Source organism: Pseudoflavonifractor sp. MCC625, assembly GCF_018784545.1.
GTDB classification, from domain to species: domain Bacteria; phylum Bacillota; class Clostridia; order Oscillospirales; family Oscillospiraceae; genus Pseudoflavonifractor_A; species Pseudoflavonifractor_A gallinarum.
In genome coordinates this window covers 1-13,416 of the sequence record NZ_WQOJ01000004.1, presented here as the reverse complement: position 1 = coordinate 13,416, position 13,416 = coordinate 1, and the positions used below count along the sequence as shown (strand labels likewise).

General features: G+C 58.1%; 10 protein-coding genes, 6 tRNA genes and 1 rRNA gene. 4 read left to right on the top strand and 13 right to left on the bottom strand.

Going from position 1 to position 13,416, the window contains the following annotated elements:
* Window positions 1-35 precede the first annotated feature (35 nt).
* From GPK94_RS00115 to GPK94_RS00090, 6 genes are all read right to left on the bottom strand, one after another.
* Window positions 36-1,247 (bottom strand): NADP-dependent isocitrate dehydrogenase, encoded by a 1,212-nt coding sequence (locus GPK94_RS00115; RefSeq protein ID WP_101690952.1) that lies wholly within the window; start codon window positions 1,245-1,247, stop codon window positions 36-38.
* A gap of 160 nt (window positions 1,248-1,407) precedes the next feature.
* A complete protein-coding gene (locus GPK94_RS00110; RefSeq protein ID WP_186964037.1) occupies window positions 1,408-3,558 on the bottom strand; it encodes a polyribonucleotide nucleotidyltransferase in 2,151 nt (716 codons plus the stop codon).
* Between the two features lie 329 nt (window positions 3,559-3,887).
* Entirely contained in the window at window positions 3,888-4,154 is a 267-nt protein-coding gene (gene rpsO, locus GPK94_RS00105; protein ID WP_087263108.1) for a 30S ribosomal protein S15, read from the bottom strand.
* Between the two features lie 291 nt (window positions 4,155-4,445).
* A complete protein-coding gene (locus GPK94_RS00100) occupies window positions 4,446-5,501 on the bottom strand; it encodes a trypsin-like peptidase domain-containing protein (RefSeq protein ID WP_252192459.1) in 1,056 nt (351 codons plus the stop codon).
* Window positions 5,502-5,598: 97 nt separating this feature from the next.
* Window positions 5,599-6,861, bottom strand: coding sequence for a HAMP domain-containing sensor histidine kinase (locus tag GPK94_RS00095; RefSeq protein ID WP_215653773.1), 1,263 nt, complete (start codon window positions 6,859-6,861; stop codon window positions 5,599-5,601).
* Window positions 6,858-7,535 carry a response regulator transcription factor gene (locus GPK94_RS00090; RefSeq protein ID WP_215653771.1) on the bottom strand — a complete coding sequence of 226 codons (678 nt, stop codon included), beginning with the start codon at window positions 7,533-7,535 and terminating at the stop codon, window positions 6,858-6,860. Before GPK94_RS00090 ends, GPK94_RS00095 begins: the two co-directional genes overlap by 4 nt.
* 176 nt (window positions 7,536-7,711) lie before the next feature.
* Here GPK94_RS00090 and GPK94_RS00085 point away from each other — a divergent pair, with 176 nt between their 5' ends.
* The 4 genes from GPK94_RS00085 (at window position 7,712) to GPK94_RS16375 (ending at window position 12,454) form a co-directional block, all read left to right on the top strand.
* Window positions 7,712-8,428, top strand: coding sequence for a polyphosphate polymerase domain-containing protein (locus GPK94_RS00085; RefSeq protein WP_215653769.1), 717 nt, complete (start codon window positions 7,712-7,714; stop codon window positions 8,426-8,428).
* Window positions 8,421-9,116, top strand: a complete 696-nt coding sequence (locus GPK94_RS00080; protein WP_215653767.1) for a DUF4956 domain-containing protein — start codon at window positions 8,421-8,423, stop codon at window positions 9,114-9,116. Before GPK94_RS00085 ends, GPK94_RS00080 begins: the two co-directional genes overlap by 8 nt.
* Window positions 9,117-9,130: 14 nt before the next feature.
* A complete protein-coding gene (locus GPK94_RS00075; RefSeq protein WP_215653766.1) occupies window positions 9,131-10,831 on the top strand; it encodes a carbohydrate-binding domain-containing protein in 1,701 nt (566 codons plus the stop codon).
* A 267-nt stretch (window positions 10,832-11,098) separates the two neighbouring features.
* The gene (locus GPK94_RS16375; protein WP_346727957.1) at window positions 11,099-12,454 is read left to right on the top strand and encodes a GNAT family N-acetyltransferase; all 1,356 of its coding nucleotides are present in this window, start codon (window positions 11,099-11,101) and stop codon (window positions 12,452-12,454) included.
* A gap of 113 nt (window positions 12,455-12,567) precedes the next feature.
* On the opposite strand, the gene GPK94_RS00060 is transcribed toward GPK94_RS16375, so the two are convergent.
* From GPK94_RS00060 to GPK94_RS00030, 7 genes are all read right to left on the bottom strand, one after another.
* Window positions 12,568-12,643: transfer RNA gene (locus tag GPK94_RS00060), tRNA-Thr, on the bottom strand.
* A 3-nt stretch (window positions 12,644-12,646) separates the two neighbouring features.
* Window positions 12,647-12,723 (bottom strand) — tRNA-Asp (locus tag GPK94_RS00055).
* A 39-nt stretch (window positions 12,724-12,762) separates the two neighbouring features.
* Window positions 12,763-12,838: transfer RNA gene (locus tag GPK94_RS00050), tRNA-Trp, on the bottom strand.
* Window positions 12,839-12,841: 3 nt separating this feature from the next.
* A tRNA-Ile gene (locus tag GPK94_RS00045) sits at window positions 12,842-12,918 on the bottom strand.
* Between the two features lie 76 nt (window positions 12,919-12,994).
* Window positions 12,995-13,070: transfer RNA gene (locus GPK94_RS00040), tRNA-Asn, on the bottom strand.
* Between the two features lie 41 nt (window positions 13,071-13,111).
* Window positions 13,112-13,227: ribosomal RNA gene (rrf, locus tag GPK94_RS00035) — 5S ribosomal RNA — on the bottom strand.
* Between the two features lie 113 nt (window positions 13,228-13,340).
* Window positions 13,341-13,415, bottom strand: a tRNA-Glu gene (locus GPK94_RS00030).
* Window position 13,416 lies beyond the last annotated feature (1 nt).

Genomic DNA, 13,416 nt, shown 5'->3' with positions numbered 1-13,416 from the left:
TGGCCGCGCCTGCCCGATTTTTCCCGTTTCAACTCTTAGCGCCGCTTGTCCAGCTCCGCCTTGATGGCCTCCAGGAAAGCCCGGCTGTCCACCGCATTGGCAGGGGTCTCCCCCTCCCAGAGTCCGGCCAGGTCCTTGGTCATGGTACCCCCCTCGATGGTGGCCAGGGTGGCCGCCTCCAGCTGGTCGGCAAACTCCCGCAGCTCCACCAGGCAGTCCAGCTCTCCGCGCTTGCGCAGGGCGCCGGTCCAGGCGAAGATGGTGGCCACCGGGTTGGTGGAGGTGCTCTCCCCCTTGAGGTACTTGTAGTAGTGGCGGGTCACGGTGCCGTGGGCGGCCTCGTACTCGTACTTCCCGTCGGGAGAGACCAGGACCGAGGTCATCATGGCCAGAGAACCGAAGGCAGTGGAGACCATGTCACTCATCACGTCGCCGTCGTAGTTCTTGCAGGCCCAGATATAGCCGCCCTCGGAGCGGATGACACGGGCCACCGCGTCGTCAATGAGAGTGTAGAAGTAGGTCAGGCCCATGGTCTCAAAGCGCTCCTGGTACTCCTTCTCATAGACCTCCTGGAAAATATCCTTGAAGGTGTGGTCATACTTCTTGGAGATGGTGTCCTTGGTGGCAAACCACAGATCCTGCCGGGTGTCCACCGCGTACTGGAAGCAGGCCCGGGCAAAGGAGTAGATGGAGGAGTCCTTGTTGTACTGCCCCTGGAGCACGCCGGCGCACTCAAAGTCGTAGATGGTCTGGCACAGCTCCTGCCCATCCTCCCCGTGGAAGACCAGCTCGGCCCGGCCGGGGCCGGGGACCCGGTACTCGGTGGACTTGTACACGTCGCCGTAGGCGTGACGGGCGATGGTGATGGGCTTCTTCCAGTTCTTTACCACCGGAGAGATCCCCTTGACCATGATGGGGGCGCGGAACACGGTGCCGTCCAGAATGGCCCGGATGGTACCGTTGGGGGACTTCCACATCTCATGGAGCTGATACTCCTCCATGCGCTGGGCATTGGGAGTGATGGTGGCGCATTTCACCGCCACGCCGTACTTCTTGGTGGCCTCGGCGGCGTCCACCGTCACCTGGTCTCCCGTCCGGTCCCGCTCAGGAAGGCCCAGGTCATAATATTCGGTCTTCAGGTCGATATAAGGGGTGAGCAGGATGTCCTTGATGTCCTTCCACAGGATGCGGGTCATCTCGTCGCCGTCCATCTCCACCAGGGGAGTTCTCATCTGGATTTTTGCCATAATACATGCACCTCCGAACGCAGTACGCGCTATGTTCTGCTGTTTCCTGTCTATTATACTGGGGTGGGCCTGCTTTTGCAATGTCAATTTACTATATTAATGTAACAAAGCAACAGCCGCCCCGGAACCTTGGTTTCGGGGCGGCTGTTCTGTTCATAATTTACTTCACGCTCTCGCCGGCGGCCTGCTTGGCCTTGATCTCCTTCAGGGCGTCCTTGTAGGAGAGGTTCACACGGCCCTTCTCGTCGATATCGGTGACCTTGACCCAGATCATATCGCCGATGTTGACCACGTCCTCCACCTTCTCCACCCGGCGGTCGGCCAGCTTGGAAATGTGGACCATGCCGTCCTTACCGGGAGCCAGTTCCACGAAGGCGCCGAACTGGAGGATGCGGACCACCTTTCCGTAGTAGAGCTGACCCACCTCGGGCACAAAGACGATGGTCTCGATGATCTTCTTGGCGGCGTCGCAGCTCTCGGCATTCTCGCCGGCAATGTAGATGGTACCGTCGTCCTCGATGTCGATCTTGGCGCCGGTGTCGGCACAGATCTTCTGGATGACCTTGCCGCCGGAGCCGATGACCTCGCGGATCTTGTCCACATCGATCTTCATCTTCACCATCTTGGGGGCGGTGGGAGCCACCTCGGGCCGGGGCTCGGCGATGCAGGGCAGCATGATCTCGTCCAGGATGGCAAAGCGGGCGTCCTTGGTGATCTCCAGGGCTTCCTTGATGATCTCATGGGAGAGGCCGTCGTTCTTCAGGTCCATCTGGATGGCGGTAATGCCCTTCTTGGTGCCGGCCACCTTGAAGTCCATCTCGCCGTGGAAGTCCTCCACGCCCTGGATGTCGATGAAGGTGGTGAAGCCGCCGTTGTCGTCCTGGATCAGGCCGCAGGAGATGCCGGCCACGGGGGCCTTGATGGGCACACCGGCGTCCATGAGGGCCAGGGTGGAGCCGCAGATGGAGCCCTGAGAGGTGGAGCCGTTGGAGCTCAGGACCTCAGACACCACGCGGATGGCATAGGGGAACTCCTCCACGCTGGGGATGACGGGCTCCAGAGCACGCTCGGCCAGGGCACCGTGGCCGTACTCACGGCGGTTGGTGGACCGGGCGCCGCGGGCCTCACCCACGGAGTAGGAGGGGAAGTTATAGTGGTGCATGTACCGCTTCTCGGTCTCCTCCCAGATGGTATCCAGCTTCTGGGCGGCGGAGAGGGTGTTCAGGGTACAGACGCTGAGCACCTGGGTCTGACCGCGGGTGAAGAGGCCGGAGCCGTGAACACGGGGCAGCACGCCCACCTCGGCGGAGAGGGGACGGATCTCGTTCTTGGCGCGGCCGTCCACACGGTGACCCTCCAGGAGCCAGGCCTTGACGATCTTCTTCTGGAACTTGTAGGTGATCTCCTCCAGGTACTTGTCCATCTCAGGATAGTCCTCCAGGAAGAGCTCGTGCCAGTGATCGATGAGGGCATTCCAGCGGGTCTCGCGGACGTTCTTGTCGTCGGTGTCCATAGCGGCCTTGGCCTCGTCCATGGTGGCCTCCACGATCTTGTCAAAGAGCTCCTGATCGAAGTCCGCGTGCTCATACTCCATCTTGGGCTTGCCGATCTCGGCCACGATGCCGTTGATAAAGGCCACCTGCTTGCGGATCTCCTCGTGGGCCTTCACAATGCCCTCGTACATGATCTCGTCGGGGATCTCCTTGGCGCCGGCCTCGATCATGACCACCTTACCGTCGGTGGCGGCCACGGTCACGTCCATCTGGGAGGTAGCCCGCTGCTCCTGGGTGGGGTTGAAGACGATCTGGCCGTCGCAGTAGCCCACCTCCAGGCAGCCGATGGGGCCGGCCCAGGGAATGTCGGAGTAGGAGAGGCACACGGAGGTGCCGATCATCGCGGCCACCTCGGGGGAGCAGTCATAGTCCACGCTCATGACGGTGCAGGTGACGCACACGTCGTTGCGGAAGTCATAGGGGAAGAGGGGACGGATGGGACGGTCGATGAGACGGGAGGCCAGCACGGCGGGCAGAGAGGGGCGGCCCTCCCGGCGCATGAAGGAGCCGGGGATGCGGCCCACCGCGTAGAGCTTCTCCTCAAAGTCCACGCTCAGGGGGAAGAAATCCACGCCGTCCCGGGGACGGGCGGAGGCGGTGACGGCCACCATGACGGTGGTCTCGCCGTACTTGACCATGCAGGCGGCGTTGGCCAGCTCGGCCACCTTGCCGATCTCGATGACCAGGGGGCGGCCGGCCAGGTCCATGGAATAGGTCTTGAAGCCGGGGAATTCTCTGTGCTTGATAACAGTAGACATATGTTGTCCTCCTTTTCGCTGGCACAGCAGAGCCCGTCGGCCTTTTAGCACTTGAATCCAAGGCGAATCCCCATTCGTCCCGCATTCAACTGCTAAAAAAGCGTTCCGGCTCTGCGTGTCGTGTTCGGTGAAATGATAATTGGAGAAAAGGGTGGTGTGGAATCCCACACCACCCCTATTTTCTCATGCTGCGCGTCCTCCGCAGCGGCACACGGCGCACCGCTCCGCGAAAAATCCGCGCCGCCGGGGCGGCACCTGTTTTTCCGTCTGCGCGGTCTCCTGTGCACCTGCTCCCGGACGCTCCGCGCTTCCGGCGTTACGCTTGGTTCTTACTTGCGGATGCCGAGCTTGGCGATGATCGCACGGTAACGCTCGATGTCCTTGGCAGCCAGGTAGTCCAGCATCTTGCGGCGCTTACCGACCATCTTGAGCAGGCCGCGGCGGCTGTGGTTGTCGTGGATGTGCACCTTCAGATGCTCGGTGAGCTCCTGGATGCGGGCAGTCAGGATCGCGATCTGGACCTCGGGGGAACCAGTATCGGTCTCGTGGGTGCGGTTGGCCTCGATAACAGCCGTCTTCTCGTCCTTACGGATCATGGGAAAATTCCACCTTTCTGATATTCTTCCCGGTAACTGAGTGCAGGGCGGGTGAATCCCCCGCGTCAAAGCGGGCAAACTCCCTGGACTAAGTCACGGGACTGCACCTAATGCGTGCTTGTCTACTATATCATAGTTTATTCCATGTGTAAAGAAAAAAATCAAAGATAAATCCAGCAAAAGAGACCATTTTTGATGAATCTCAGTACAAAATTTCTCTCGACACGCTGTTTCTAATTAAAATACAGATCCCGCTCCGGTGTCGGCGGAGCAAAACATCATCCCCGCTTCTTATGCGCTCGGCCAGGTTTCCCACCGGCCCGGCATATCCCATCCGGTCTGCTGGGCCGCGCTGGAGCTGGTTGAATTTCCTTGCGTGGTTTGGGTCATGAGCTCAGCAATCCGCTCCACCACATCCGAGATGGGGATGGCGTAGCCCATGCCCTCCACATCGGTATCCGAGAGCTTGGCGGTGTTGATGCCGATGAGCTCCCCATCCAAATTGAGCAGTGCGCCGCCGCTGTTGCCCGGGTTGATGGCGGTGTCCGTCTGAATATAGGAGGCGGTGGTGCCGCTCTCATTGGTAAGGCTGCGGTCTAGGGCGCTGACAATGCCCGTGGTCACCGACTGGCCATAGCCCAGGGCATTCCCGATGGCCACAACCTGTTCCCCTACTTCCAGCTCATCCGAGTCCCCGATAGAAATGACTGCGATCTGGGACAGCGTATCCGAAGACAGGTCGGCAACAGCCACCTTAATCACCGCAAGGTCGGCCTCCTCATCAGTCCCGCACAGCTGGGCCTCATAGACCGAGTGATCCACAAAGCTCACCGAGAGGGTGGTGGCGTTTGCCACCACATGCTGGTTGGTGACCATGTAGAGGTAGGTCCCGTCGTTGGCAATGATGACTCCTGAGCCGCAGCTGGTGGTCTCCTCCAACTGGGTCTGTCCCGCTCCGTTAGGCCCAAAGCGGTTAAAGTAGCTGCGCACCTCCTGTACGGAGATGTTGGTGATGGCCACCACGCTGGGCAATGCGGCAGAGGCGATGTCCGACACATCCATGCCATACCGGGCAGCAGTGTAGGAGGTGCTGGCCAGAGTGGTGGCTACCTCCCCCGAAGTCCCGGCGCTCAGGGTGCCTTCCGCCTCGCTCTCCGGAGAGAGCATTTTCCCCACACCATAAAAGCTTCCGGCGGAGACCGCCCCGAACAGTGCGGCGCTCAGCACCAGAGAGGTCAGCCGCCGCCAGGCCTTCTGTGCGGGCTTTTTTGCACTCCGGTCCATTTGCGGCATGGGAGTCGGGGGGAAGGGAGATGGATTTTCCATAGAGATATCTGTTTTTTTCATAGGACATACTCCTTTTCCATTTGGCGTATTTCTCTCAGGTTTCTGCCATCAGGATAAAAGAGCAACCCTAATTGAACTTAAAAATCAAACGAAACTGTCATCGTGGGAGAAGGACCACCACTGACAGTGTCGTTCCGTCCGGGCTCTCCGCCCGGATCTTTCCCTTATGGGCCACCACGATGCTCCGGGCAATGGACAGTCCCAGCCCGTAGCCACCGGTCTGACTGTTGCGGGACTGGTCCGTCCGGTAAAACCGATCGAAGAGATGGGAGAGCTTTTCCCGCTCCAGTGGCTGCTCGACGGTATTGGACACGGTCAGCTGGAGGGTACGCCCCTGCTTTTCCAGCCGCAGCTCTATTTTTCCTCCCCGTGGGGAATATTTCAAGGCGTTGTCCAACAGGATGGAGATGAGCTTTCGGATGTTTTTTTCATCCCCCGTAAAGGAGAGCATGGGCTGGATGGAGAGAGAGAAGTCCTTTTCCTGGCTCTTGGCGGGGGCCTGGAAGGAGTCGGCCATCTCCTCTGCCACGTCGGAAATGGGAAACTCAATGCACTGCAGCTTGGGCTGCTCCTCCTCCATGCGGGAGAGATAAATGAGATCATTGGTCAGCTCGGTCAGGCGCCTGGCCTGACGGCGGATGTCGGTGAGCCACTGGTTTTCTCCGCACTCCATCTCTGCCAGATCCGCGTCGGCGCTGATGATGGTCATGGGGGTCTTCAGCTCATGGCCGGCGTCGGTGATGAATTGCTTCTGCTTTTCATAGCTCTCCGCCACCGGCCGGACAATATGCTTGGACAGGATCAGCAGCAAAATCAGGACCGCCGCCAGCCCCAGCAGAGCCAGCGACAGGCTGGCAAGAAGGGTGGTGCGGAAGGAAGAGAGACTGCGGCCGCAGTCCAGAAAAATGACCCGGCTTCCCAGCTCGTCATCACAGAGCAGATAGCGGTAGTTTCCCCAGAAACCGGCGCTGTGCCCGGATTTCACTACACTCTGAGCATAGGCGGCGGCGTCCTCGGCATCCACAGCGGCGATCTGACCGGTGTCTGTCTGGAGCACCTGGCCGTCTTCGCTGAGAAGCACCGAAAAGAACCGGGACTCATACGGCGTCTCCGGGGACATGCCCCGCTGGTCAAAGAGGTCCGGTTTCCTTCCCGGCTCACCGGGCGGGGGCTGCTGGAGCCCTCCCTGGTGTTTGGGAAAGGTCCCGTCATTGGTGGCCAGCACGGCCAGGATGGCATCGGCGTCAGAGACCACCTTGTGATAGCTCATCAGGTTCACGCCCCCCAGGATCACCAGCAAAACGATGGCCAGGGAGAGCATACAGGCGGCGATCAGCTTATGCCGCAGACGTCTGATCATGGCCGCTCCTCCAGGGAATAGCCCGCGTTGCGGGTCGCCTTAATTTGAATATCCGCCTGAAGGGCCGCGAGCTTTTTCCGCAGATAGGAGATATACACCCACACCACATTCAGCTCCACCTCGCTGTCATAGCCCCAGATCCGCTCGAAAAACCGCTCGCTGGAGATGAGCTGCTGGGGATTGCGCAGGAGCAGCTCCATCATCTGATATTCCTTGTTGGCCAGGCGGAAACTTCCGTGGGGAGAGGATAGCTCAAAGGTGGTCTGATCCAGGGTAATGTTGCCCAGGCTCAGGCGGCTGGTCAGCTGGCCGCCGGTCTGGCTGCGGGTTATGGCCCGGATGCGTGCCATGAGCTCCTCGGTGGAAAACGGCTTGGTGAGATAATCGTTGGCCCCGGTGTCCAATCCGGTCACCTTATCCTCTATTTCTGACCGGGCGGTGAGCAGCAGCACCGGGATGGGATTCCCCGCCGCCCGCAGCCGCCGCAGGACCTCCAGTCCATCCAGCTTGGGCATCATGATATCCAGGATCAGGGCGTCGTAATTCCCCGCCTCCAGATAATCCAAGGCCTCTTCTCCGTCATATACCGCGTCAGCGGAATAGTTGTGTTTTTCCAGCAGGGCCACCACTGCCCGGGACAGGGACCGCTCGTCCTCTGCCAATAAAATGCGCATTGCGCCACCTTCTCTCCTGTGTTATAAGGCAAGAATAGCATACGCTCCTTAACTCTAATTAAAAGAATAGCACCGGGGGCGAAAAATGTCAGCCGAAAAGAGTGGGCGGATTTTAAGTTCAATTAGGGTTGGATCTCTATACTGACCTCACGATGTTCAAAAAGGAGGCCACACCCGTGAAAAATCAGATGGTCTTTCAGCGATATGAGATCAAATATCAGATGAGCCGCCGGCAGCAGCAGGCCATCCTGGCCGCGATGGCGCCCTATGTGGTGCCCGACGAGTACAGCCACAGCTCCATCCGCAATCTCTACCTGGATACCCCCGACTTCCGCCTCATCCGCCGCAGTCTGGAGCGGCCGGTCTACAAGGAAAAGCTCCGTGTCCGCAGCTACGGCAGGGCCGGTCTGGAGGCGCCGGTATTCGTGGAGTTGAAGAAGAAATACTGTTCCGTGGTCTACAAGCGCCGCCTCACCATGCCCCAGAGGGAGGCCCTGGACTGTATTGCGGGCAGTGCCTCCTGGCCGGAGACCCAGATCGGCGGGGAGCTGGCCTATACGGCGGGATTTTACGCCGCCCTGCGCCCGGCCGTCTTCCTCTCCTATGAGCGGGACTCCTACCGCGGGGCGGAGGACGAGGCGTTCCGGGTCACCTTTGATACTGAAATCCGCTACCGCCAGGAGGCTCTTACCCTGAACTCTGACCCCTGGGGCATTCCCATCCTTCCTGCCGACCAGGTGCTCATGGAGGTCAAGACCGCGGGCAGCCTGCCCCTCTGGATGGCCCGTACCCTGTCCGAACTGGGCATCTTTAAAACTTCTTTTTCCAAATATGGAACTGCCTATCAAACAATCCTGCTTCCCCAGCAGAGAGGAGAACAAAAATATGACTGACAACTTGTTTCAAGGTCTCTTTGATACCGCTTTGACCAATACCATTGCCCCCGGCGCCTTTCTGCTGTGTGTGGGGGTGTCCCTGATACTGGGCCTTCTGTTGTGTGCCATGACCCTGTGGCGCTCCCACTTCAGCCGGAGCCTGGCCGTAACACTCGCCATCCTGCCCGCAGTGGTCTGCGTGGTCATCCTGATGGTCAACGGCAATGTGGGCACCGGGGTGGCCGTGGCCGGAGCCTTCAACCTGGTGCGCTTCCGCTCTGCCCCGGGCTCCGCCCGGGAGATCGGGGCCCTCTTTGTGGCCATGGGAACAGGCCTCATTACCGGCATGGGCTACCTTGGTTATGGGGCTCTCTTTACCCTCATCCTGGGCGGAGCCATGATGCTCTATAACGCCCTGAGCCTGCGTCCCTGGGCCCAGAATACCCCCGAGCGCACCCTCCATATTACCATTCCTGAGGACCTGGACTATGCCGGGGTATTTGATCCCGTTTTGCATCAGTATGCCCGCCGGTATTCCCTCACGCAGGTCAAGACCACCAACATGGGCAGTCTCTTTAAGCTGACCTATGATCTGACCTTAAAGGACCCTTCCCAGGAAAAACGCTTTATCGACCAGCTGCGGCTGCGCAACGGGAACCTGGAGATCTCCCTGGGCCACCAGGATACCAGCGCCGCCGCCCTGTAAAGGAGGAAGTTTTTATGAAACACTCAATGCTGCGGCTGACCGCTCCCCTGCTGTCTGCTCTGCTGCTCCTCAGCAGCTGTGGAGCGCAGAATACCCAGGCTACTCCCTCTGCCGCCGTTGAAACTGCCGCTCAGACGGCAGAGTCCACTGCTGCCGCCATCGATACCCAGGCGCTTTTCAGTGACCGAGACCTAGCGGGCACCTATGACGAGAGTGCCGCCATCCCCATCCAACTCAATGGGGACAGCGCCTCCTGCGCTTCCGATGCCGTGACCATCGAAGGCAGCCGGGTCATCCTATCCTCCGAGGGCGTATATCTCCTCTCGGGCACCCTCACGGACGGGCAGATCGTCGTCAACGCCGGCGAGAGCGACAAAGTCCAACTTGTCCTCAACGGCGTGGATGTGACCAGCGCCACCTCCGCTCCCATCTATGCTCTGTCGGCAGATAAGGTGTTCCTTACTCTGGCGGATGGGACTGAGAGCTACCTTGCCAATGGCGGGGAGTATGTGGCCATAGATGAAAACAACATTGACGCGGTTCTTTTTTCCAAGACCGACCTGACTCTCAACGGCACCGGCAGTCTTACCATCCAGTCTCCGGCCGGGCACGGGGTGGTGTCCAAGGATGAGCTGGTGATCACCGGCGGCAGCTATACCATCACTGCCGCCAACCACGGCCTGTCCGGAAAAGACAGCATCGCCATTGCCGACGGCAGCTTTACCATTACCTCGGGTAAGGACGGCCTCCATGCAGAGAACAGCGACGATCCCTCTCTGGGCTTCCTCTACCTTGCTGAGGGCAGCTTCTCGGTTACCGCGCAGGGAGATGCCATCAGTGCCGCCGGCGCCCTCCAGATCGACGGAGGGACTTTTGACCTGCACACAGGGGCAGGCAGCGCCAGCGTAGATCTAAGCAGTAGCGAGGATGCGTTTGGCCCCATGGACGGTGGACAGCAAAAGAGCGGGGTAGCTCAGAGTGAAACCACTGCCGCAGAGACCGAAGCGGACACCGTGAGCCAGAAGAGCATAAAGGCCGAGGGCAGCTTCACCATAGCGGGCGGTACTTTTACCCTGGATACCGTCGATGACGGCCTCCACGCCGGCGGGGAGGCTCTCATCACCGGCGGCACCTTCTCCCTCCGCAGCGGTGACGACGCCATCCACTCCGACGCCGCCCTCACCATCCAGAACGGCTCCTTTACCATCCCCTATTGTTACGAGGGGATCGAGGGGTTGAGCATCACAGTTGATGCCGGCACATTTGATATTACCTCCTCCGACGACGGGCTCAACGCCGCCGGAGGGGCCGACAGCTCCGGTTTCCGCGGACCTGGCGGGCAGTCCCAGGACACCTTTTCCAGCGGCACGGACAGCTTTATCCTCATCAACGGCGGAGAGTTCACCATTATCTCCACAGGGGACTGTGTGGATTCCAACGGAGATCTGACCGTCAACGGCGGAACGTTGGATCTGACCTGCAATGGCAGCGGCAATACGGCGCTGGACTGCGACGGCACTTATACCAACAACGGCGGCACAGTCACCACCAATGACGGCTCGGAGCAAAATCCCGGCCAGATGGGGGGCGGTATGGGCGGCCACGGTGGTCTCCGCGGCAATCCGGGCACCCAACCCAGCGGTGCTCCCTCTGAGAATGGAGATCGTCCCCAGCCACCGCAAGACAGTGCCCAGGAGGCTCCTTCCGAGGCGTAACCTATTGACTTTTCCTCTATGCAGGCGTATAATACCCCAAAAATCGCAGGAGGTGTGACAATGCACAGCCATTTTTATGTTTGCCATGTGGACCATGTATTCGGTAACCCTATGCCTACTTGCTGCATGGGGCTTACATTGTCATACTCTTTTTTCCAATAATCCAGGCAGATCTGGAGCGAAAACAGAGCAGTGTGGGCCAAAACCTTCCACGGTCGGCCCACACTGCTTTTTTATTTTATATGCTACATGGAAAGGACTGATTTTATGGCGATCCACAGGGGAACCCAAACCATTGAAACTCAGAGACTTCTTCTCCGCAGAGCCGTACCGGAAGATGCGCAATCGATGTTTGACAACTGGGCCTCCGATCCGAACGTGGTAAAATACTTGACCTGGCCCGTCCACAGCAGTGTAGAAGTTTCCCAACAGGTTCTGCAGGATTGGATCAATCACTACGTCCAAAGCGATTACTACCAGTGGCTCATTGTCCTAAAAGAGGTGGGACAGCCCATCGGAAGTATCAGTGGCATGGACCCCAACGACCAGCTCTCTTCCATTGAAATCGGATATTGCATCGGACGACGCTGGTGGCACCAGGGCATCATGACCGAAGCGCTGCAAGCAGTCATCCACTACCTTTTTGACACCTGTGATTTCAACCGCATCACTGCCAGACACGACCCCAACAATCCCCATTCTGGCGCTGTCATGAAAAAATGCGGCATGAAATATGAGGGTACCACCAGGCAGTCCGGCCGCAACAACCAGGGGATCTGTGATACCGCCCATTACGCCATTCTGAAAAATGACTGGGACAGACCCACACTTTTTTCAAATGGCCTCTCGTTTGAAAATGACACCGAACTTGTACAGACCCTGTATTCCCGCTTAGACGAAAACAGCCGTCTAAATCGCTCCAAAGCTGCCCGTGTAGAGTTTTTGACCACGGTGCGGTATATAGAGCAGTACCTTACTCCGGGGGCAAAGATCCTGGATGTAGGAGCCGGTGCTGGGGAATATAGCCTGTATTTTGCCCGCAAGGGCTATTCCGTCTCCGCTTTGGAGCTGTCCGACCGAAACATCGAAGCCTTTCAAAAAAAGCTGACTCCTCAGGACTCCATTGATTTGGTACAGGGCAACGCTATGGATCTCAGCCGCTACCCCGACGATTCCTTTGATATCGTCCTTCTCCTGGGCCCCCTGTACCACTTACACAGTGAAGCGGACAAGCTCCGGTCCATTGCCGAGGCAAAGCGTGTGTGCAAACCCGATGGCAAACTGTTCTTTGCGTTTATTTCCAATGACATGGTCATACTCACTATGTTCCACGAGATACCGGACTATTTTGTAAACGGGGACTACAACAAAGAAACATTCCGCTGTGATGATTTTCCCTTTATATTTCATACCATCGACGCCTGTCGGGATCTGCTCCGTGCGGGTGGTATCAAAATCCTGCATGAGGTCGCCTCCGACGGTATCAGTGAACTGCTTCACGATAAGATCAATGCAATGGATGACGAGAGCTATGCCCAATATCTGCGGTATCACTTTTACATCTGCGAAAAGCCCGAACACCTGGGCGCCTCCGATCACCTGCTGTTTATCGGTGAAAAATAAAAATGACATGGGCCGGTGTGCGGATCAGAGTAGATCCGCACACCGGCCCATACAAAATCCATCCGCTTTTCAGCAACAAAAAAGCCTCGAAAACCGAAGTTTTCAAGGCTTTTTGGAGCTGCTATCCGGATTTGAACCGGAGACCTCATCCTTACCAAGGATGTGCTCTACCTACTGAGCTACAGCAGCAAATGGCGACGCGGAAGGGACTTGAACCCTCGACCTCCGGCGTGACAGGCCGGCGTTCTAACCAACTGAACTACCGCGCCATTTCTACTCTATATCATCAGCGTTTACTGTTTTTTCTGTGGCAGGGGCAGAAGGAATCGAACCCTCGGCACGCGGTTTTGGAGACCGCTGCTCTACCTGCTGAGCTATACCCCTACATGGTGGGCCTTCACGGGCTCGAACCGTGGACCGACCGGTTATGAGCCGGCTGCTCTAACCAACTGAGCTAAAGGCCCATTACCGGTGTTCGGTTCTTCGTAAGAAGAGAATGGCTTGCCGCCATGATTCGTGACGGCAAGCCGCACTCGTTTCTGGCTCCCCCTGTTGGACTCGAACCAACGACCCTGCGGTTAACAGCCGCATGCTCTACCGACTGAGCTAAGGAGGAATATAAAAGGGTCCGGTCTGGTCAGACCAGACCCTCTCTTGTGTTGGCATTACCTATTTTCCCGGTCCGTCTCCAGACAAGTATCTTCGGCGCAGGTGAGCTTAACTTCCGTGTTCGGAATGGGAACGGGTGGACCCTCACCGCAATCAACACCAACTTACTTTTCTCCGAGAAGAAAAGTAAGCAAAAGAAATTTTATTTCTTCTCCTTACCGTTCTTCTCAACGATAAGCTATTATATTCAATTTTCATCTCTTTGTCAAGAGAAAATTGGTGACCCGTACGGGAATCGAACCCATGTTTGCGGCGTGAGAGGCCGCCGTCTTAACCGCTTGACCAACGGGCCA